This window comes from Plantactinospora sp. CA-290183 (assembly GCF_050936375.1).
Lineage (GTDB): Bacteria > Actinomycetota > Actinomycetes > Mycobacteriales > Micromonosporaceae > Plantactinospora.
This window is the reverse complement of sequence record NZ_JBNJMX010000004.1, coordinates 1-20,873: the sequence shown is the minus strand read 5'-3', so window position 1 is coordinate 20,873 and position 20,873 is coordinate 1. Positions and strand designations below refer to the sequence as shown.

The following is a 20,873-nucleotide window of genomic DNA, read 5'->3' as shown; positions in this document are numbered from 1 at the left end:
CCTGTGACACGTCGCCGAGTCCGCGGGACGTCGTCCCGCGGGCCCGGCTCCGGCGTGCACGGCCCTGGCGCCAGCCGAACGAGGCTGAGGTCGCCGGTCCGCGGCGAGTTCCCGGCACGACTCGATGTCAGGTGGCGGGTGTGCGCGACAAGGCGTGAACCGGGCCGGCGGTGTCAGGTGTTCGGCGGCAGGTCGGTACCGGCGCCCCGGCGACGCAGCCGCACCAGGTCGGTAGGCGCAGTCAGGTCCCCGGCGGTGGTCACCGGCATCCCGGCGGCGGCCCGCTGGAGGGGCAGGCTGGGCTCCCCGGCCGCCTCGACGACGAAGCCGGCGTCGTTGATCATGTCGTGGTCGGCGTGGCCAGCCTGGCCCTCGCTGGTCAGGTAGTCGCCGAGGAATATCGCGTTGGCGATGTGCAGGGCCAGTGGTTGCAGCGTGCGCAGGTGTATCTCCCGCCCGCCGGCCAGCCGTACCTCCACGTCGGGGAAGACGAAGCGCACCATGGCCAGGATCCGTAGGCAGCGTTGCGGGGTGAGTTGCCAGCGGCCGGCCATCGGGGTGCCGTCGAAGGGGATCAGGAAGTTCACCGGTACCGAGTCCGGTGCCAGGTCGGTCAGTGCGAAGGCCACCTCGACCAGGTCGTCGTCGCTCTCACCCATCCCGGCGATCAACCCGGAGCAGGCCGACAGCCCGCCGCTCCGGGCCATCTCCACCGTGGACACCCGGTCGGCGTAGGTGTGCGTGGTGCAGATGTCGGGGTAGCGCTCGCCGGCCGTGTTCAGGTTGTGGTTGTACGCGTCGGCGCCGGCTTCGCGCAGCCGGCCGGCCTGTCCGGCGCCGAGCAGGCCCAGGCACGCGCAGACCTCGATGTCGGCGTGCCGGTCCCGGATCGCGGCGATCGTCCGGGCCACCCGGTCGATGTCCCGGTCGGTGGGCCCACGGCCGCTGGCAACCAGGCAGACCCGCTTGGCGCCGGCGGCGACCCCGGCGCTGGCCGCCTCGGCGGCCCGCTCCGGGCTCAGCCAGGTGTAGGAGAGCACCCCGGACTCGGCGCCGAGCCGCTGCGAGCAGTAGCCGCAGTCCTCCGGGCAGCGCCCGCTCTTCAGGTTGACGAGGTAGTTGAGCTTGACCCGGTTGCCGAAGTACCGCCGCCGTACCCGAGCGGCCGCGGCCACCACGTCGAGCAGATCGTCATCGCTGGTGCCCAGTACGGCACGTGCCTCGTCGCGGGTGGCCCGTCCGCCGGCGAGCACGCGTGCGGCGAGCGCGTCGAGAATTCCCATGCCGATCATGCTGCCCAGGTGCACCGTGCGGGTGCGACTGGTCGACCCCCAACATCAGGACGTCGCAGTTGGAGGAAACCTACAAACGAAGTTGTGGGATCTGCTAGGCGGCAGGTCGGATCCGGGTCGAGCCGGTGCGGTGGTACCTGCGTGAGCTGATCGGGGCTGAGCGTGACCACCTTCGCAGCCGGCCTCGGAGCCTCGCGAAAACCTGTTGGCGACCGCGGCGACCCCTGCTACTTTTCCGGAGGCCGTGCGAGAGACCGAGGAGGTGGTACCCGTGAACGTATCGACATGGGTGCTCCCCTGCGGGGTCACGGTCGGGCGATAGGTCGTCCGGGAGCGCCGTTCACGAGCACTCCCGAAAGGCACGACCATGCGATTCACTTCCGAACAGCGCCTCGACGACGGTGTCCTCGAACGCGAATTCACCCTCGGCGAGATCCCCGGCATCCTGTGGACGCCCGGATCCGCATCCGCACCCGCCCCGCTGATCCTGCTCGGCCAGCCCGGCGGACTGCACAAGATGTACCCCCGACTGGTGGCCCGGGCCCGGCACTGCGCGGCGGAAGGCTTCGCCGCGGCCACCATCGAGCTGCCCGGGGGCGGTGACCGGCCCCGTTCCGCCGCCGCCGAGGAGGCCCGCGCCGACCTGCGCCGGGCGGTGGAGGCCGGCGAGCCGGTCGACGACGAGATCGTGGACCGGCTCGTCCTCCCGCTGGTCGAAAAGGCGGTCCCGGAATGGCGGGCCGCCCTGGACGCCCTCCTTTCGCTGCCCGAGATCGGCGGCCCGGTCGGGTACGCGGGAGGGGTGATCGCCATCGGCGTCCGGCTGGCGGTGGTCGAGCCGCGCATCTCGGCCGCCCTTCTGTTCGCCGGGAGTTACGTGCCCCGCACCATGTTCGAGGAGGCCCGGCAGGTCACCATTCCGCTGCAGGTCCTGCTGCAGTGGGACGACGAAGGGAACGACCGGCAGCTGGCCCTGGACCTGTTCGACGCCTTCGGCTCCACGGAGAAGACGCTGCACGCCAACATGGGCGGGCACACCGGCGTCCCGCAGTTCGAGGGGGACGCCGGGAACCGGTTCTTCGCCCGGCACCTGAAGTGAGGCCGGGCCGCCAGGCCGGCAGCTGAAGTGAGGCCGCCGTCAGGCCGGCAGCTGCACAACCGCCCCGACGGCGGCGCGAACCCAGCAGATGGCCCGGCCTGGCGGTCACGCCCTGCCCGTGCGACGTCCATGTCCCCGTACGGGCGGTGATCTGTCCGGAGATCCTTGCCTTCGCCCTCTACAGTGGAACTTCTACCGATAGGCCGACGGTGTGGTCCGACTGCCAAGGACTTGAGCGAGGTGCCGGTGGGTGAACTCTGTGAGTCGGTAGATTGGAACCCGCTCGGCTCGGCCGGGGCACACTCCCAGCTGGCCGGCGTGGTCGCTGGTCTCGTCTTCGCTGGCATAGTCATGCTGATCGACAGGGGGACGCCGAAACGTCCATCGGCCGAGGCATTGACCATGTTCATCGCCGGTCTGGTCACGTTCGCTCTGGACAGCTTTTTCTTCGGCGTCATCGCCGGTGAACGGACCTGCCCCCGGGTCTGGACGCAGACGACGGTGGCGGCTGGGATGCTTGGGGTCGGCTCCCTCACCCTGTTCACCGGCTTGGCGTGGCTGATCGCCGGGCGCAGCGAGTTCGAAGCCCCGCTCCGGTTCATCCGGGTGACCGCGTACGGTCTGTCCCTGGTGATAGTCGGGCAGCTGACGGTGACCGCCCACGACTATCTGCGGGATGTCCGGCCCGAGGGCACGTACCCCTGGCTCGACTGGCTGGTCCGGGCATGGTCGGCACTGGTCGCGCTGGTCGTCGTCGGGCACGTGTTCGCTCCCCGACTTCGTTACGGGGCGCATCGGGCGGTGACCCACGCGGCCTACCTCGGGATTGCCTACGTCCTCAGCTGTGCCGCCATCTTCGGTCTCTTGACCGCCGTCGACCGGAGCTACTGGGCCGACGGGGTCTCGCCAGGCGTATTCATCGCCGCCGCTCTCCTGTCGGTCATGTTGCCTGGGTTGGTGATCGTTGTCCAGCTGATGGCCTTCCCGTCGGCGACGGTGGCGGTCCGACCGCCGGTCGCTCCGGCGGTGCCCGCTTCCCGCCAGCCGTCGCCTCCGTCCGGCGAGCATCCGGCCGTGGAGTCATCGGTTGGCTCCGAGTCGCCGTCTGCGGTTGGCCGACCTGCGGACGACATCAAGTGATCCGCCCGAGCAGCGGCGCCGTGCAATCAGGCGACACTTCGGAGACCAGCAGACAGGGTTCACGGCTCTCCCGCGTCTCGGGGTGACCGGGCACGGGCTCCGCTGCGGTCGCGCATAGTGAAGACGGCCCCAAGTACGACGGTCGCGAGCAGAACGGAGGGGACGAGCGGCGCGAGGAGCCGGACGTGGGTGAGGAGCAGTGCGCCGACGCCTGCTCCGGCCACGAGCCCCAGCAGGATGAAGGCGGGTCGGCGCAACGCTCCGATCGGTCGTCTGGCTGCCAGGCCGGTGACGAGTGTGGTCAGTGTGCCGGTCAGGTAGGTCGTCGACAGGCCGGCGACCCCGAACCGACCGATCGCGGCGCTCTGGATGCCGAGGCCGGCTGCGCTGGTGGCCAGAAGTGCCAGCTGGACTGCTGCCGTCGGGGCGGCTCCAGTGACAAGCCAGACGATTCCGGTCGCGAGGAACAGTCCCAACTCGACGGCGAGTGCGGCGGTCACCCTGGGGGGCCACACCGGGTCGGTCGCAACGTGCTCGCCGGCGATCCGCGCGCCGACGAACGTGCCCGCGACGTATCCGACGATCGCCGTCAGCACGTGGCCCGCGAGCGCGGTCTCCCAGCCGGCCGCCGCCGCTCCCAGCAACACCATGTTGCCGGTCATCACGCTGGTGAACGAGCCACCGAGCCCGAGGAAGCCGAACGCGTCGATGGCGCCGCTGAAGACCGCCAGGATGATGACGTAGATGTCCCGGCGTCGGCGATCCGCTGCCCCGGTTCGGGGATCGCCTGGATCCATTCGTACGTTGGCTGCGCGCAGCTCGCCGACCTGTCGGGCTTCCCCGGGCCGGTGGTGTGTCCGGTCGTCCCGCTGGGCTTCGCGACCGCGTTGCCGATGCAGAGGTGCGGCAGCGGCGGCGTCCCCGTTGGTGATCGTCCTATGGTCATGATTTCCCACTGCGGATCTTTTCTGTCCTCAGGTTCACAGCGCGTCGGCGGCTTCCCGGACCACCGCGCGGGCCTGCGCCGCCGAGCCGGCGGTACGCGCGAGGTCGGCCATCCGGACGCACTCGTCATAGGTGTACCGGCCCAGCGTGGCGCGTACCGCGCCGAGCGCGGTCGGGGCCATCGACAGCGAGCCCACGCCCAGCCCGACCAGCACGCAGGCCAGCAGCGGATCGGCGGCCGACTCACCGCACACGCCGATCGGTTTGCCCGCGCGTGCGGCGGCACCGGCACTGATGCCGATCAGACGCAGCACCGCAGGGTGCCACGGGTCCAGCAGGTGGGCGAGCGTGCCGAGTTGCCGATCGGCTGCCAGCGCGTACTGGGCCAGGTCGTTGGTGCCGAGGCTGACGAAGGCTGCCGAGCTCAGGATCTCCTCGGTGAGCAGCGCCGCGGATGGCACCTCGATCATCACGCCGGCCGTCGCCAGCCCGGCCTGCTGGGCCTGGGCGACGAACCACTCTGATTCGGCCGGTTCGCCGACCATGGGCGCCATCACCCATACCGTGGCGGCCGTGCCGGACTGGGCACGAGCGATGGCGGCGAGCTGGTCGTGCAGGATGTCGGGGTACGCCCGAAGTGCTCGGATGCCGCGCAGACCGAGGGCCGGGTTGGGCTCCTTCCCTACCGGGAGGAAGGCCAGCGGCTTGTCGGCGCCGGCGTCCAGCACCCGCACCACCACCCGCCGATCGCCCAGGTCGGTGAAGATCCTGCGGTAGATCCCCTCCTGTTCCTCGACGGAGGGCGCGCGCTCCGCGTCGAGGTAGAGAAACTCGGTGCGCAGCAAGCCGACTCCCTCGGCACCGGCAGCGAGTGCCCCGGCGACATCGTCGGGACCGCCGATGTTCGCCAACAGGGCCACCGCTTTCCCATCGGCGGTGGCGCCCGCCCCTGCGGCGCCGGTCGACTCGACCGCGGCGGCTGCGGCGGCGCGGGCCGCGCTGACCCTGGCCGGCTCGGGGTTCAGCACGACGACGTCGTGGGCAGGATCGACCAGAACCTGGTCGCCGTCGCGCAGCCGTGCCGCACCGGCACAGCCGACCATCGCCGGAATCCCGCGCGAACGAGCGAGGATCGCGGTGTGGCTGGTTGGTCCGCCCTCCACCGTCACCAGCGCGACGACCTTTGACAGGTCGAGCGTGGCGGTGTCCGCCGGCGCCAGGTCGGTGGCGACGAGCACGTACGGGTGTGACAGTTCAGGCACCCCGGGCGGCGGCAGGCCCAGGCTGGCGGCGATCGCCCGGTTGCGTATGTCGTCGAGGTCGGCGACGCGGGCGGCGAGGTACTCTCCCCCGCCAGCAAGCGCGTCCCGGTAGCCGGCGAAGGCCTCGAAGATCGCCCGGGCGGCGGTCCGGCCGGCCTTCGCGCCCTCGTCCACGGCTGCGGCGAGGCTGAAGTCCTCGGCCATCAGCGCCTGCGCCTCCAGCACCTCCGCCGCATCGCCGCCGGCCTGGGCAGCCCGGTCCCGCAGATCCGCGGCCACCGCGGCGAGCGCCTGCCGGGCTCGTTCCCGTTCCACGTCGGCCGCTTCCTGACTGGCCGCCGCGGACGGCGGTGGCGGCGGATCGGCCATGCGGGCGACCACACCGACTTCGGCGACCTGGCCGATCCCGACACCGGAGAGCTCGGTCTCGGGGCAGGTCCGTTCGATGGTCGGGGACTCGCTCATTCCTGCTCCAGCAGCGTCGCGAGGTCGTCGAGCACGCTGTCGGCCGTCGGTCCCTCGGCGGCAACCACCACCTGGTCGCCCTGTCCGACGTTGAGCGAGAGCACGGCCAGGATGCTGCGGGCGTCGACCGGAGTACTGCCGACCCGCGCCACGGTCACCGGGATCCCGGCGGCCGCGACCGCCTTGACGAAGGCCGCAGCCGGGCGGGCGTGCAGCCCGACCGGCGAGCCGATCGTGACGTTGCGTTCTGACATCGGTAGTGCCTTCCATCTGTTCGTGATCAGTTATCTGTCGGTCGTCAGCGGCCAGGCCGCGCCCGCGCCTCAGCCGGCGCGGCCGGGCGCGGCGTGGCTGCCAGCACAGCGGCCACCGCGAGCACGGTCATCGTCCGGCCGGGTCACGCCTCGGGTCCGAAGCGTTCGGCGAACGCAGCCCCGGTCTGACTGACGTGGTCGGTCATCAGCTCGGCGGCGCGCTGCTCATCCCGATCGGTCAGCGCCTTGAGGATCCTCTCGTGCTGTTCCCAGCTGGCGGGTGCGCGCTTCACGGCGACCACGGCGAAGTACCAGTCGATCCGCTTCTGCAGCCCGGCCAGTACGTCGGTGAGCACGGTGTTCCCGGCGCTTCGGATGATCAGGGCGTGGAACGAGTGGTTGAGGTCGACCAGGACGCGGGTGTCGACGCCACCGGCAGCGGCGGCACCGCGCTCGTACATCTCGTTCAGCTCGCGCAGGGTTGGTTCGGTCATCCGCTGGGCGGCGAGCCGGGCGGCCTGCGCCTCCAGGACCGTACGAACCTGGAACACGTCGTCGATCTCCTGGCGGGTCGGCACGTGCACGTAGGCGCCGCGGCCCTGGCGCAGGTCGACGAAGCCGTCCTGCGCGAGGTGCTGCAAGGCTTCCCGGATCGGTTGACGGCTGACCTGCAGCCGTTCGGCCATGGTCTCCTCCCGCAGGCGTTCGCCCACGCCGAGCACGCCGTGCACGATCATGTCTTCCAGCGTCTCGCGCACCGTTTCACGCAGCGGTCCGGGCCGGCTCACCGGGCGCCAACCGGCGCTCCCGTCGCTCATCCGCGCAGCACGAGGGCGCCGAGGTCGGTACGGCTCTGGTCGGGCAGCCACTGTGCGATCAGGCTCACCCCGGCCTGCGCCAACTCCCGCCACACCACCAGCTCCTCGGGACTGGCATAGACCTCCTTGGTGAGCTTGGTCCGCCCGGGACCGGTGTGCACATTGCCCACGTTCACCGTGTCGAAGGGCAGGCCGGCGCTGCGCAGGCGGGACAGCTCGATCGGCCCGCGGACGATTACCAGTACCTTCGCCCGGTCGAACTCACCGCCGGTGAGGGCGGCCGCCGCCGCCTCGACCGGCATGATGGTGACTCCCACACCGGTCGGCGCCGCCATCCGCATCAGCGTCGACTGCAACGGGTCGGCGCCCACCTTGTCGTCAGCGACAACGATGTGGTCGACACCGAGCGACCGGGTCCAGCCAACGACCACCTGGCCGTGGATGAGCCGGTCGTCCACCCGGATCAGTTGCACAGTCATGTTGTTGTCTCCTCATTGCCAAATAGCGGGATTCCCCGCGCGATCGTGTATCGCAGGGTCAGATCGGCACGCAGCACGACGATGTCGGCGTGCGCGCCGGGGGAGAGAGTGCCGCGGTCGGTCAGGCCGAGCGAGCGGGCCGGGGTCTGCGCGGCCATCCGCAGTGCGTGGGCCGGATCCACCCCGGCGACATCCACCATCAGGCGCACCATGTCGGCGAGGCGGAGCACGCTGCCGGCGAGCCCGCCGGAGAGCGTGTTGGCCCGCCCGTTCTCGACGACCACCTCGGTACCTTCGAACCGGCGGTGCCGCCCGTCGGGCAGCCCGGCCACGTCGGTGCCGTCGCTGACCAGCATCACGCGGTCGGCTCCGGCCACGTCGACGGCGAACCGGAGCATCCGGGGTGCGACATGCAGCCCGTCGGCGACCAGCTCGCAGCTGACCCGCTCGTCGGTGAGCAGTACCGGAATCGGTCCCGGTTCCCGGTGGTGAATCGGCGGTAGCCCGTTGAACAGGTGCGTCACCCGGCGCACGCCCGCGTCGACGGCTTCGGTCGCCTCCCGGTCGGTGGCGGCGGAGTGCCCGAGCGCCACGCGGACGCCGGCATCGGCGAGGCGCCGCACCGCGGCCATGCCGCCAGCGAGTTCCGGGGCGAGGGTCACCACCCGGAGGGTGCCGGCGGCGAGGTCGAGCAGTCGTTCGAGTTCGGCGGTCGTCGGCGCCCGCAGGTACTCGCGGCGGTGCACGCCGCGGAAGGAGTCGTTGAGGAACGGACCCTCCAGATGGATGCCGAGCAGCTCGACGCCGCTGCCGCCGCCGCCGATCGGGCCGGTCAGCGCGGCGAGGCCGGCGATTGCGTCAGCGGTCGTTCGCGGGTCGAGGGTCGCGGTCCCGGCGAGGCAGGAGGTGACCCCGCCGGCCGCCAGGTATTCGGAAATCCGACTGAGGGAGGTGGGGTCGGCGGACATGAAGTTGGCGCCCCGCCCGCCGTGCACGTGCGTGTCGATGAACCCGGGGGCGACGACGCATCCGGTGACGTCCATGATCTGCGCGCCATCGAGCGCGGCGCCGGCCGGCAGGAGCGCCTCGATCCGTCCGCCGCGCACGATCAGCTCGCCCCGGCCGAGGTGGCCGTCCGGCCACAACACCCGGCCGCCGGTCAGCGCCAGCCGGTCGAGCGCTCCGGTACGCCCGTCGTCAATCACCCTTCCTCCAAGGTGCGCAGTTGGTGGGCGAGCGCGGCCGCGACCAGTTCGGCGGCTCCGGGCGCCGCGATCGCGGCCTCGGCTTCGTAGCCGGTCGTCATGTCCGTGGTGGTCAGGTAGCCGATGTAGTCGCCGGCGTACCCGATCGGCAGGGTCACCGGATATCGGCTGGCCGCCCGTACGGTGCGGCCGACCGCGGTGACCGGCTCGCCGGGTAGGGCGGCCAACGCGAGGTCGCCCAACACCATGGTGTGCGCCTCCGCGAGCACCGGTTGCGCCGGCTCGCCGGAGCGCACCCGGTCGAGCCGCCGCCGCAGCCCCTGCACCTCGGTCTCCAGCACCCGCCGCCGGGGCGGGTCGGCCTCGGCCGCCAGCCGTGCCTCGGCAGCGGTCAGCCGCCGCCGCACCGCGGACGGATCGTCGGACGCAGCCGGCAACTCGACCACCTCCCGGCATGTTCTCGGCGGTGCCACCCGCACCGGGCGCCACGGCCCGTGCCATGCCTCGGTGACCAGGCCGGCGAGCCGGCGGAGCTCCTGCGGGGTCTGGGCCCGTCGGGTGAACCGGGTGCTCACGTCACCGGCTGTGCCGTTGACGTACAACACCGGCAGGTCGGTGTCCGCACGCAGCGCGGCCCGGACGTCGCCGGGAAGGTCCGGGGAGATCAGCGTGTTCCGTGCGCCGAGCACCGTGGGATGGCAGGCGAAATTCCACAGGTACCCGAGCGGGTTTCCCCGCCGATCGGCGATCCGGAGCAGGGTGGCGCGCTGGTCCACCGGCCGGGTCGGGTCGTGCCGGTGGGCGGCGACGCCCGATACCTGGCCGGTGCGGACCGACACCTCCGCGGGCCCGACCGAGGCGAGCGCCGCGTCGATTGCGGCCCGGGTGGCGTCGAGGTAACCACCGCGCACCACCGGGTCGACCACCGCCGCCCCCTCGGCACCTCCGGTACGCAACCCGGCCGGCCCGGAGTGGGTGTGCGAGGCGGCGACGAGGACCTGGTCGGCGCCGAAGCCCCGATCGGCCACGGATTCGCGGATCGCGGCGACGAAGCCGCGGTCGACGCCCACCGCGTCCACGGTCAGCAGCAGCACCAGGTGGTCGGCGTACCCGAGGGCCAGGGCGTTGACCTCCAGCGGGCGCAGCACTCCGGAACTGGGTTCGGTGCGCGCCCCGTACCCCGCCATCGGCACCGTCGGCGGCAGCGCCACGACCGCGCTGCCCGCCCCGGCGCGAGCCTCCGGCGAGATGGTCACATCCACCGCAGCTCCGGCAACCGGTCCAGGTACCGGGCGGCGACGGCGGTGTTGTGCTCGTCGCCGCCGGGCAGGTTGCGGCTGCGCCGGATCGGTGGTTGGTGGCCGTGCTCCACCAGCCACCGCGTCGCCTCGACAAGCGTGGCGTGCATCAACGCCGAGCCCGCGACCGTGGAAGCCGGCCCGACCGGTGGGGTGTCGGCCGGGCGGAACAGGGCGTCACCGGCGGGCACTCCGGTGTCGAGGAAGATGTCGACGACCTCCATCAGTCGCTGACCGCTGCTGTGCGTGCTCTCGCCGGCCAGCGAGTGCGCTGCCGAGCCGAGCCCGATCACCGTGGCGCCCCGGGCCTTGCCGCCCAGCGCCACGTCGATCGGCAGCGGGTTGAGGCCGGAGTTGGAGATGACGACGAGGACCTCGCCGGCGCGGATGTCCGAACGCTTCAGCACGATCTCGCCGATGCCTTCGACGCGCTCCACCTCGCAGACCCACTCGTCGGGGCAGATCGCCTCGGAGTTCGTCATGGTCGCCGCGCGTACCGCGGTGTCGATGGCGACGAGCCGGGAGTGTCCGGAGCCGAACAGGTGGATGATGCCGTCGGCGGCGACGCACTCGCCGATCGCCTGCGCCGCCGCCTGGATCTGCTCCGCGCACTGCGTCTGGCGCGACGAGATCACCTCGGCGAGGCGGGTGAGATAGTCCGCGGCCCGTGGTGCCTCGGCGGTCACGCCAGCACTCCGAAGAAGCCGCCGACGAAGCCGACGACGGCTCCGATCAGCACGATGATGGGCGAGACGCGGCGACGCATCAGCATGAAGACGATCAGGGTCGCCGCCAGCGGTAGCGCGAACGGCAGCACCTGGTCCAGCGACTCCTGCAGCTTCAGGGTCGCCTCCCCGTTGTGGTAGCTCAGCGGGGTGGAGACCTTCAACAGCGTGGCGACCAGGGCTCCGGTCACGGCCAGGCCGAGGATGGTCGCGCTGGACTTGAGCCGGTCGATCTGGGCCGGGTCCAGGTGTTCGAAGAACCGGATGCCGTGCCGGTAGCCCAGCGATGTGCCGTAGATGCGGAATGCGAACTGAATGACGAGCAGACCCAGGAAGAAGATGATCGGTCCGGCGATGTTGCCGTTGACCGCGAGCGCCGCGCAGACACCACCCATGATCGGCCGGATGGTGCCGAAGACCATCGAGTCACCGATCCCGGCCATGGCCATCATCCCGACCTTCACCGAGCTGATGGTCTCGTCGGTGAGTTCTTCGGCGCCCGCGGCGCGCTTGCGCTCCATGCCGGCCACCACGCCGAGGACCGGTCCCACGGTCCACGGGTGGGTGTTGAAGTAGACAAGGTGCCGCTTGTAGGCGGCAATCCGCTCGGTGCGGTCGGGGTAGAGCCGGTCGAGCATCGGGCGCAGGACCCACCACAGGCCCAGGTTCTGGAACCGCTCGTAGTTGAACGCTCCCTGCAGAAGCAGCGACCGTCGGACGAGCTGGCGGACTTCTTTGCGATCGGACTGGGCGATAGGCTCGCTCGCCTGCTCCGTTGTTGTCGTCATCGGGGAGGCCTTTCAGTCAGGACGTCTGTGGGGTCGACGGGGTGCGCGGCTGGATCACGAGCAGCAGGGCCAGCGCGAGCAGGGCTACGCCGATCACGGTGAAGTCGGTGTACGCGGCCAGCGCGAAGCCGACCAGGAAGATCGGGAACAGTTTCTTGGTGTAGAGCACCGAGAGCAGGATGCCGAAGCCGACCGCGGGGAGGAGCGCCGCCGCCGCGTTGAGTCCCTTGCCGGTGTCGCCACCCAACGCGTGGCTGATCGAGCTGATCGCGCCGGAGCCGAAGTACAGGGCGATGAACGTCGGTATCGCGTAGGCGAAGAAATGAATGGCGTTGCCAATCCAGACGGTCGTCATGATGCGGCGTGCCGACCCTTTCTCCGCAGCCGCGTCGGCGTGGTGGACCAGGAACGAGCAGCTGCCCTTGGCGAACAACTCGAAGAGGGTGCCCACCACGGCGGCGGGTACGGCGGCCACCAGCGCGCCCTGGACACCCTGACCGCTCACGATGGCGAACTGGGTGCCGACGGCGGTGGCGATCGCGACGTTCGGCGGCACGGTTCCGCCAATAGCCGCGGCACCGATGAAAATCAGCTCCAGTGTGCCGCCGACGACGATTCCGCTGTGCAGGTCGCCGAGGATCAAACCGATGATCGGGCCGAGAATGATGGGGCGCTCCAGCTGCGGATCGCCGCCGATGCGCCGGGCGAGATAGGCGAGGCCGACGCTCCAGGCCACCGGGTCAGTGCCTGAAGCAGGCTCATGGGACAACTCCCTGATCACGGAGGGTTTGGCCGAGGTCCCGTACGCCGTCCTGACCGGCTCGTACGGCGACAGCGGCCAACTGTGAAGTGGGCTGTGCCGGGTCGGCGAGAAGCACCTCGACGAGCATCGGCAGGTTGACGCCGGTGACGACCTCGGCGCGTCCGGCCGCGGCGAGAGTGGCCGCGACCCGGGCGGGGGTGCCGCCGGCCAGGTCGGTGAGGATCAGCGGCCTGGCGGCTCCTTGACCGCAGCGCCAGCTTCTCGATGGCCGCGGAATGCTCGGCCCATGCCGGGCGTGAAGGCGACGGGTACGGCATCACCTACATCGCCGACGATCATTCGAGCGGTGTCAACGAGCGCGGTGGCGAGGCCACCATGGCATGGACGAGCAGCAACGTCATGGAGCTTGGATACAGGATACTTTATAAAAGACGCTTCATGATTTAGAACACATAATCGGCATAATCCAATGCCCCGAAGCCACGTTCACCGATGGCTGGGACGGGGTTCCACGCTCACCTGGGGCCCCGGCTCGCAGGTTCGGGCGGGACGTCGTCGGACGCGAGGCGTCGCAGTATGGACAGCGGCCTGCGGCGGGCTCGTAGACGTTAAGTAATGAGGGCGACACGGTACGTGACGTACGCTACCGGCGGCTCGCCTACCGCGCGGCCTACCGGCTGCCGCGCGGGCACCTGGCCTGAGGGCTACCCGCGGAACAGGCTGGAACTCATCTCAGGTAGCACCGAGCATCTGATGGCCCGCATGGATGCAGTTGCTGACGGGCCAACAGGAAGGTGCAGCTGCACGCGAAGCCGTCCCGCGCTGGTGGATTCAGCGATCATGTCGCGGTCGCCCTCGTCGACGTCCGCGGGCGGCTCGGGATCGCGCGCAGCGCGACCCATCGTTACGCTGGAACGGCTCACTGACCGGTGAGGTGCTCGGCCTGGTGCATCCCGGAGAACTGGACACTGTTCCAGCCCTGAACCTTCGACCGCCACACCGACCGACCGCCGCGCAGCCGTTTCCGCTTCAGCCGCCAATGCCCTGCGTCTCCAGCAACGCCCTTCGGCCCGCCACGAGGCCCAACAACAGCAGCACCTGCGCGCCGACCGGAATCCAGATGAACCAGAGCGCTGGCGCGCCGAGGTCCTCGTAGACCGTCTCCTCCGACGTGGAGGCATCGAGCCACCAGATCATCGGCCACATCACGCACATGGTGCCGAGCATCAGGATGAGCCCGGCGATGAGGAACCCGAGCACGCCCCGATCTCCGCGCAGCACCGTGTACGCGATGCCGTGCCAGAGACCCTGACCGAGCACCGCCAGCATCAGGATGACGACGACCGTCGCGACGTATATGCCGACCTCCGTGAGCCGCAACGTCCCAGCGGACAGCTTGAAATACGCCGCCAGCTCCAACACGATGACGGCGCCGAATGGCAGGATGTGGCGGAGCAGAAGGCATCGCGTGGCGCACCAACCGCAGATGGCGGCACCGTCGGATGTGATGCCCTCATACCCGTAGGTGACCTGGTTGTATCCCGGCTGAGCGGTGACGAGCGTGCCGTGATGAAACCGATACCAGGACCGGGTGCGCCGTCGGTGACAACTGTCGCAGATGGTCACTCGCCAAGTTTACTTGACGTTTCGCCGTCGGGGTCCGGCTGTTCAGGGTGGGGCAAGGCCGGTGGCGGGCCGTCCCAGACGAGCACGATCGGCCCGCCCGACCATTGGTACGCGGCGTCGAGCAGGGCGGCGAAGTGCTCCTCGCCGAAGCCCTTCGGCTCACCCTCCCGTCCTGGGTGGATGATCAGCCGGTACAGCAGCCGGGATCGTCGACCGCGCCGATACGCGCAACTCCTTGGTCGAAGATCTCAACGGCGCATCGATACGGATCGTTCACCCACCACCCCTCACGAGGGACTACCTTGGCAGGATCGGGAGGCCGGCCACCTTCGCATCGCTTCCGTTCCGGTAACCACGGGCGAAGGCATGTGCATGGCGTACGGGAGGATTCATGCGCACTCGACGAGGGCCGTCGCACGGGCTGCTCGCGGCCGTTCTGGTCGGCTCGCTGTTCCCCGCCGGTCTCGGCCCGGGAGCCGGCACGGCCTCGCCGATTGGTGCGGCCGGCCCCCGCACGGCCGGCGCTGGCTCGGTGGGCGCCGGCGTGGCCAGGGCTGGCGACGTGGCCCAGGACCTGGTGCTCATCACCGGCGACCGGGTGACCCTCAACCCCACCGGCGCGGTCGGGATCGAGCCGGGCGAGGGCCGGGACGGCATCAACTTCGCCACCTACCGCGACGCCGACGGGCACGTCCACGTCGTACCGTCCGACACGGAGGATCTGCTGGCGCGGGGCGACCTCGACCGGAACCTGTTCGACGTGACGACGCTCGCCGCGTACGGCTACGACAGCCGGCGCGGGGGCACTCCGCTGATCGTGACGTACGGCAGGAACGGCGACAGTCCCGCGGCGCGCGGGCGGTTCGCCAAGGGCGGCGCGCGGCTCGCCCGGGAGCTGCGCAGCGTGGGCGGCGCCGCGGTGGAGTCGCCATCCGCCACGGCGGTGAAGCTCTGGAACGAGATCACCACCGAGATCACCACCGGCGCCGGCCGGCGGAAACTGCGCGCCGAGATCGGCCAGGTGTGGCTGGACCGCATGTTGAACCTGCACCTGGACAGCAGCGTGCCACAGGTTGGAGCGCCCACGGCCTGGGCCGCCGGCTATGACGGGACCGGCGCGAAGATCGCCGTACTCGACTCGGGCGTCGACGCCGCCCACCCCGACCTGGCGGGCAAGGTCGTCGCCGCGCAGAACTTCACCTCGGAGGCCGACGCCAGGGACCTGCTCGGCCACGGGACGCACGTGGCCTCGATCGCGGCCGGCACCGGCGTGGCGTCCGGCGGCACCCACCGGGGCGTGGCACCCGGCGCGTCGCTGCTCAACGGCAAGGTCTGCACCGCTGGGGCCTCGAACAACTGCTCCGAATCGGCGATCATCGCCGGCATGCAGTGGGCCGCGCAGCAGGGCGCGGACGTGGTCAACCTCAGCCTCGGCGGGCTCGACACCGTCGGCGTCGACCCCATGGAGCAGGCCGTCAACACCCTCACCGCGCAGCACGGCACGCTCTTCGTGGTCTCGGCCGGCAACCGCGGTCCCGGCGAGATGACGGTGGAGAGCCCCAGCACCGCCGACGCGGCACTGTCGGTCGGTGCCGTCGGCGACGACAACCACCTGCCCTACTTCACCGCCCGCGGTCCGCGCGTCGGCGACACCGCGATCAAGCCGGACCTGACCGCACCCGGGCTGAGCATCACCGCGGCGGCCAGCTCCACCGCACCCTCGACGCCACCCGGCGAGTTCTACGTGGCGAACGAGGGTACGTCGATGGCCGCGCCACACGTGGCCGGCGCGGCCGCGATCCTCGCCCAGCGCAACCCGGGGTGGACCGGAACACAGCTCAAGTCGGCGTTGCTGGGCTCGGCGCAACCCCACGACCCGACGCCGATCTTCGAACAGGGCGCCGGTCGGCTCGACGTCGCCCGCGGGTACGACCAGCGGCTGCTCGCCGACCCGCCGAGCCTCAGCCTGGGCCGTCAGCAGCACCCGCACCACGACGACCCGGTGCTCAACCACACCGTGACCTACACAAACACCGGCACCTCCGCCATCACCGTGAGCCTGGAGCTGACGACCCGAGACCCGAATGGCTCAGCCGCGCCGGCCGGGATGTTCTCACTCAGCGCCTCCTCGGTAACCGTGCCCGCGGGTGGCAGCACCGCCGTGCGGTTCACCACCGACACCGCGCTGGACGGCCCGGAGGGGCACTACGGCGGGACCATCACGGCGACGGCCGGCGGCGACGTACGCGTCGTCACCCCGTACGCGGTCGACCGCGCCGTCGCCGGCGGGGAGGTCACCTTCCGGCACCTCAACAGCGTCGGCGAGCCGACCAGCGAACGCAGCACGATCCTGTTCTCCCTGGACGGCGGGGAGGACTACTTCCTCGGCACCGAGAGCGAGCCGATCACCCGGTACATCCGGGCGGGGACGTACTTCCTGCAGTCCTGGATCACCGACTCGGCCGACTTCGAATCCCGGCAGACGATCCTGGTCAACCCGAGCGTACGCATCGACCGCGACCAGACCATCACCCTCGATGCGCGGATGGGGCGACCAGTCGACGTCGACGTCACCGACGACCCGAACGAGCGGACGCTCGGTGTGGAGCTGGGATACTGGTGGCGCGACAACGCCGGCAACATACGGTCGTACAGCAACCTGCTCGACGGCGGTCGGCCGCTCGCCTTCGGCCAGGTCGACCCCGAGCAACGCATCCCCGGGCTGACCAGCTTCCTGAACGTCACCCTTGCCGTGCCGGGGCCGGACGACGACTTCGTCAACTCGCCCCGCAGCTACCACCTGGTGCAGCGGTTCGAACAGCACGTACCCACCGGGTTCATCCAGACCTACCCGACCGCGTCGTTGGCACGGGTGGACGCGCGACTCGCCGAGAGCACCCCGAACACGCGGGGAAACAAGACGTCGTACCCGTCCTTCGGGGAGCAGCGCTGGACCGGCCAGTTCGCGATCCAGTTCGACCTGCCCTTCACCCACACCGAGTACTACAGCGCCGCCACCGGTCTGCGCTGGTTCTCGACGTTCGGGGACCGTCACCCGGCGTCGCGCACCTCAACGATCTCGTTGCAGAGCGCACCACGCGCCTACCCCGCCGGGACCACGGTCACCGAGGGATGGAACGAGCCCGTGCTCGGCCCGTCGTACTCCGCGTTGCTGGTGCCGTCCGACGGCGTGCACCGTACCGGCAACACCATCCACCTGGACCCGACGCTCATCGGCGACGGTTTCGGCCACTCCGGATGGGCCGACGCCACGCCGCGGTACACGTTCCGTCGTAACGGGACCGTCATCGCCGACAGCGCCATCGGCCCCTGGCCCGACGTGACGGTACCGGCCAGCCGGTCGACCTTCCGCCTGGAGGGCCAGGTGGAACGGATGGCGCGGGCCGAGCTCTCCACCCGGGTCACCGCCGTCTGGACGTTCCGCTCGCGCACCACGAGCGGCAGCACGCCCGTACGACTTCCGCTCTGGACGGTATCTTTCCGCCCGGCCCTGGACGACAGCAACGTCGCGAGGGCGGGTACGACCCTCACGTTCCCGGCGACGCTCGCGGCCCAGCCCGGCTCGACGCCCGGCAGCGTGCGGAAAGTGACCGTGCAGTATTCGACCAACGACGGGACGTCGTGGAGCAACGCCACGGTCTCCGGATCCGGCACCACGCGGACCGTTTCGGTGCCGCATCCGAACACGTCCGGGTTCGTCTCCCTGCGGGCAACGGTGACGGACTCCGCGAACAACTCCGTGGATCAGACCGTCATCCGCGCGTACAAGATCGCTCCCTAGCCCGAGTCCCCGGACCGGTCGATCATCGACAAGCCTGGTTGTCTGTTCGATGCCTGACGCTGGGGTCAGAGAAAGGGGTCAGGGGCGGTCGCAGCCGACCGCCCCTGGGTCATTCTCGTTGGTGCGCCGCCAGGGGATCGAACCCCGAACCCGCGGGTTAAGAGCCGGCGTTGAGCGATCTGCCTGTGTCTCCCGCAGTCCCGAGAGTCCACGCCTCGCCAAATTTCGGCTGGTTCTACGGCCCGCGCGTACCGCGCGATCCAAGCCGAAGGTGTCCATAGCGGCCGAGCACCCGTCGAGCGCACGTCTGTCGCCGATCCCAGGTCTCAACGTCCGCAGCCAGCAGGCTGGGCCCGGAACGGGCACCGCCCAATCAAGGACCTGTGGACATGATCGCTCTCGTTGATGGTTGGTCACTGCTACGCGCCGGGGTGGCCTGGCGCAGTCTGCGGAGGCGATCGAGGAGCTGAGGCCGCTTGGCCCCGGGCGCATGTCTCTGCCGTGCGAATCGTTCAAGCGCCGCGACCTCGGCGGCGGAATCGCCCAGTCGGGCGAACATGATGGCGGCCCTTTCGTAGAACCAAGGAGCCACCCCGTATCCGTTGACTCGTGCGTCGTTCTCTACCGCGTCGATGCATCGGACGGTCAGGAGTAGCGCCGCGTGGACATCATTCTTCTGCATCGTCATGATCCGGTCCACGAGGGTGTGCGGCTGGTGACCGTCGACCAAGCCGTCTGCCGTGGGCGCACACCACAGTGGGAGGCCGGTGCTGTCCGACCACGTGCGGCCGTCTCCGGCGCTGACCTTCTCGGTCCAGCCCTGGCCGTCCCAAAATCGGTAGGTCCACCGCCCGGACGGGTCCAGGTACCAGCCAGCGATGACCTGCGGTACGCGTTGGGCGGGCACGGGCGCCGCAGCGGCCGGTGTCGGCTCGGTACGGAACCCGGTCCGTTCGAGGCCCACGGCGGTCGCATGACCGGGCTGCTGGGGTGCCGAAGGCGTGGCGGCGGTCCCCAGCATGTCATCGAGAATCGAATCGGAGCGAATAGGTATGGCGAGTTCGCGTGCTCGTGCGACCTTCGTGCTGTCCTGGTCAATGGCGGCGACAACGGCGGTGACGACGTTGCGGGTCAGGTTCAGCGCCAGGACGAAGCCGGCCTGGGTGAGGCGATCACGGACGTCGGCGGACACGGACGGGCTGCACCAGACGCGCTGTCCCTTCTGCGGGGCGGCCCGGGTGCGGTCCGTGGTCTCTACCTCGGGCGCGGTGAGGTCCGCGAAGTAGTCCGGTTCGCCGAGAAGTCGTGCGGCAGCGACGAGCTGCCGGTACTCGGTGCTGGTCAGGATGTCGTCGGCGAGTGCCGCATCCCGCAGTCCGTCGAGGTAGCGGTGGTGCAGGACCCGTACCTGTTGGGCGCCAATGCCGGACTGTCCGGCCAGTCGTGCCAGCGCCTTGGCTTCGACGCCGGTCAGTTTACCGTCGCTGAGTGCGCTCCCGACGGCGGCGAGGTACGCATCGGTGGACGCGGGGTCGGCGTCGCCGGTGGAGTAGGGCAATTTTCCAAGGAGCGACTGCATCCAACCGTCCGCGCCCTTACGCAGGCCAGTGACCCGGGTACGGGGCTGGGCGTGGCGCGGGTACCGCGGCAGCGGGATGGGGGCGGACGGGAACCGCAGGGCGGGCGCCTGGGCCAGAAGTCTGGTGAGGAGCTGGGCAGTTGCCCGGGTGTCACCGAGAGCGGTGTGGGCGTCGTGCAGCTCGATGCCGTACACGGTGCAGCAGGACGCAAGCTGGAAGTTCGGCGCGGCCAGGATCTGTCGGGCCAGCCGCAGGGCGCACACCGCGGGCAGGGGCGCGGTGCTGATGCCGGCCCGGGCGAACTCCTGCGCGATGAACCCCTCCTCGAAGCGGGCGTTGTGCGCCACCGCCACGGCGCCGTCGAGCCTGGACAAGATCTCCCCCGCCACGTCCGCGAACGTCGGCGCTCCGGACAGCATGTCGGCAGTGATGTGGTGGATGAACGTCGGACCTGGGTCTCGGCCGGGATCGACGAGGGTGGCCCACTCGTCGACCACCCGACCTCCTTCGACGCGAACCAAGGCGATCTCCACGATCCGGTCGGACGTCGACGACAGCCCGGTCGTCTCCACGTCCACCATCACGAACGGCACCTCACCCAGGTCGACACCTTTCCTTCCGCCCGCTGACCCGTAGGCGAACAGTCCGACCGACGACATCCGAACCTCTCCTCGACAATTCCGATTGATCATGCCCAAAGCAGCCGGTCCACAGCCGACGGCTGCTCATGACAATCGTCATGAATGGCTCGTGCACGAGTGATCAGGCATACCTGCCGGCTCGGCGGATGCCGGTCGCCCCAGGGCCTCTGCATGTCATGTGCTTGCGACTGATTGCTCCTGCGCCTGGGTAAGGCTCTGCCGGTACTCCAAGGCCTCCGGGACCTCCTCGTACTGCAGCAGGCTGCCGGTCAACGCCAGCAGGTGCCCCTTGGCCTCCTCCGGCGTGGCGTAGAAAAACTCGCGACGGTGGTTGACCAGGTTGACTCGCCGGTCGGCCAGCCGTGCGTGCATTTGCGCCTCGATGCCGACGGCATCTTCTGAGAAGAACAGGGCGTGGACGTCGAAGTTGAAGGGCACCGAGGCGTCACTGAGTTCGCGTATCCGGTCCAGCGGGTCCAGGCGACGAGTCATGCCGACCTTGACCGTCTTCCCGCCAAACGCGCCGAGGTTGGAGATCACGTACACGTAGCCGGCCCGGACGTTGGCGGCCCGGTGGTCGACGTCCTGGATCGCGGTATCGATTTGAGCCAACCGGTCCTGCATCTGGGCGGCACCGTCGGCATCGCCCTTGGCCTGCAACGCGATTAGGGCGTTGGCATAGTGCTGGCGT

19 protein-coding genes and 1 tRNA gene are annotated in these 20,873 nt (G+C 70.2%); 4 read left to right on the top strand and 16 right to left on the bottom strand.

What is annotated here, in order from left to right; genetic code table 11:
* Positions 1-173: 173 nt before the first annotated feature.
* Complete coding sequence (gene bioB / locus ACQEUR_RS10890; protein ID WP_433029053.1) at positions 174-1,283, bottom strand: biotin synthase BioB; 1,110 nt, start codon at positions 1,281-1,283, stop codon at positions 174-176.
* 376 nt (positions 1,284-1,659) lie between these two features.
* On the opposite strand from bioB, the gene ACQEUR_RS10885 reads away from it, so the two are divergent.
* Both ACQEUR_RS10885 and ACQEUR_RS10880 read left to right on the top strand, forming a co-directional pair.
* On the top strand, positions 1,660-2,391 hold the full coding sequence (locus ACQEUR_RS10885; RefSeq protein WP_433029051.1) for an alpha/beta hydrolase: 732 nt from the start codon (positions 1,660-1,662) through the stop codon (positions 2,389-2,391).
* A gap of 231 nt (positions 2,392-2,622) precedes the next feature.
* Positions 2,623-3,531 carry a hypothetical protein gene (locus ACQEUR_RS10880; protein ID WP_433029049.1) on the top strand — a complete coding sequence of 303 codons (909 nt, stop codon included), beginning with the start codon at positions 2,623-2,625 and terminating at the stop codon, positions 3,529-3,531.
* Positions 3,532-3,590: 59 nt separating this feature from the next.
* Here the strand turns inward: ACQEUR_RS10880 and ACQEUR_RS10875 are convergent, their stop codons facing one another.
* From ACQEUR_RS10875 to ACQEUR_RS10825, 11 genes are all read right to left on the bottom strand, one after another.
* Positions 3,591-4,328, bottom strand: a complete 738-nt coding sequence (locus ACQEUR_RS10875; protein ID WP_433029047.1) for a YoaK family protein — start codon at positions 4,326-4,328, stop codon at positions 3,591-3,593.
* A gap of 183 nt (positions 4,329-4,511) precedes the next feature.
* The gene (gene ptsP / locus ACQEUR_RS10870; RefSeq protein ID WP_433029045.1) at positions 4,512-6,203 is read right to left on the bottom strand and encodes a phosphoenolpyruvate--protein phosphotransferase; all 1,692 of its coding nucleotides are present in this window, start codon (positions 6,201-6,203) and stop codon (positions 4,512-4,514) included.
* Positions 6,200-6,457, bottom strand: a complete 258-nt coding sequence (locus ACQEUR_RS10865) for an HPr family phosphocarrier protein (protein WP_433029043.1) — start codon at positions 6,455-6,457, stop codon at positions 6,200-6,202. The genes ptsP and ACQEUR_RS10865 overlap by 4 nt, the downstream gene beginning before the upstream one ends.
* A gap of 143 nt (positions 6,458-6,600) precedes the next feature.
* Positions 6,601-7,275 (bottom strand): GntR family transcriptional regulator, encoded by a 675-nt coding sequence (locus ACQEUR_RS10860; protein ID WP_433029041.1) that lies wholly within the window; start codon positions 7,273-7,275, stop codon positions 6,601-6,603.
* Entirely contained in the window at positions 7,272-7,754 is a 483-nt protein-coding gene (locus ACQEUR_RS10855; protein WP_433029039.1) for a PTS system mannose/fructose/N-acetylgalactosamine-transporter subunit IIB, read from the bottom strand. Before ACQEUR_RS10855 ends, ACQEUR_RS10860 begins: the two co-directional genes overlap by 4 nt.
* A complete protein-coding gene (gene nagA / locus ACQEUR_RS10850) occupies positions 7,751-8,959 on the bottom strand; it encodes an N-acetylglucosamine-6-phosphate deacetylase (protein WP_433029037.1) in 1,209 nt (402 codons plus the stop codon). Before nagA ends, ACQEUR_RS10855 begins: the two co-directional genes overlap by 4 nt.
* On the bottom strand, positions 8,956-10,221 hold the full coding sequence (locus ACQEUR_RS10845) for a neutral/alkaline non-lysosomal ceramidase N-terminal domain-containing protein (RefSeq protein WP_433029035.1): 1,266 nt from the start codon (positions 10,219-10,221) through the stop codon (positions 8,956-8,958). Before ACQEUR_RS10845 ends, nagA begins: the two co-directional genes overlap by 4 nt.
* Positions 10,212-10,943, bottom strand: a complete 732-nt coding sequence (locus ACQEUR_RS10840) for a sugar isomerase domain-containing protein (protein WP_433029033.1) — start codon at positions 10,941-10,943, stop codon at positions 10,212-10,214. Before ACQEUR_RS10840 ends, ACQEUR_RS10845 begins: the two co-directional genes overlap by 10 nt.
* Complete coding sequence (locus ACQEUR_RS10835; protein ID WP_433029031.1) at positions 10,940-11,770, bottom strand: PTS system mannose/fructose/sorbose family transporter subunit IID; 831 nt, start codon at positions 11,768-11,770, stop codon at positions 10,940-10,942. Before ACQEUR_RS10835 ends, ACQEUR_RS10840 begins: the two co-directional genes overlap by 4 nt.
* A 16-nt stretch (positions 11,771-11,786) precedes the next feature.
* Positions 11,787-12,506 carry a PTS sugar transporter subunit IIC gene (locus ACQEUR_RS10830; protein WP_433029029.1) on the bottom strand — a complete coding sequence of 240 codons (720 nt, stop codon included), beginning with the start codon at positions 12,504-12,506 and terminating at the stop codon, positions 11,787-11,789.
* A 22-nt stretch (positions 12,507-12,528) separates the two neighbouring features.
* The gene (locus tag ACQEUR_RS10825; RefSeq protein ID WP_433029513.1) at positions 12,529-12,756 is read right to left on the bottom strand and encodes a hypothetical protein; all 228 of its coding nucleotides are present in this window, start codon (positions 12,754-12,756) and stop codon (positions 12,529-12,531) included.
* Positions 12,757-12,797: 41 nt separating this feature from the next.
* Between ACQEUR_RS10825 and ACQEUR_RS10820 the strand changes: the two genes are divergently transcribed.
* The gene (locus ACQEUR_RS10820; RefSeq protein ID WP_433029027.1) at positions 12,798-12,980 is read left to right on the top strand and encodes a hypothetical protein; all 183 of its coding nucleotides are present in this window, start codon (positions 12,798-12,800) and stop codon (positions 12,978-12,980) included.
* A 582-nt stretch (positions 12,981-13,562) separates the two neighbouring features.
* Here ACQEUR_RS10820 and ACQEUR_RS10815 read toward each other — a convergent pair.
* On the bottom strand, positions 13,563-14,159 hold the full coding sequence (locus ACQEUR_RS10815) for a hypothetical protein (protein ID WP_433029025.1): 597 nt from the start codon (positions 14,157-14,159) through the stop codon (positions 13,563-13,565).
* 391 nt (positions 14,160-14,550) lie between these two features.
* Between ACQEUR_RS10815 and ACQEUR_RS10810 the strand changes: the two genes are divergently transcribed.
* Positions 14,551-17,961, top strand: a complete 3,411-nt coding sequence (locus ACQEUR_RS10810) for a S8 family serine peptidase (RefSeq protein WP_433029023.1) — start codon at positions 14,551-14,553, stop codon at positions 17,959-17,961.
* Positions 17,962-18,080: 119 nt separating this feature from the next.
* Here ACQEUR_RS10810 and ACQEUR_RS10805 read toward each other — a convergent pair.
* From ACQEUR_RS10805 to ACQEUR_RS10795, 3 genes are all read right to left on the bottom strand, one after another.
* Positions 18,081-18,157, bottom strand: a tRNA-Lys gene (locus tag ACQEUR_RS10805).
* Positions 18,158-18,334: 177 nt separating this feature from the next.
* Positions 18,335-20,200, bottom strand: coding sequence for an exonuclease domain-containing protein (locus tag ACQEUR_RS10800; protein ID WP_433029021.1), 1,866 nt, complete (start codon positions 20,198-20,200; stop codon positions 18,335-18,337).
* Positions 20,201-20,356: 156 nt separating this feature from the next.
* On the bottom strand, positions 20,357-20,873 hold a 517-nt coding region (locus ACQEUR_RS10795; protein WP_433029019.1), incomplete at its 5' end, for a GIY-YIG nuclease family protein.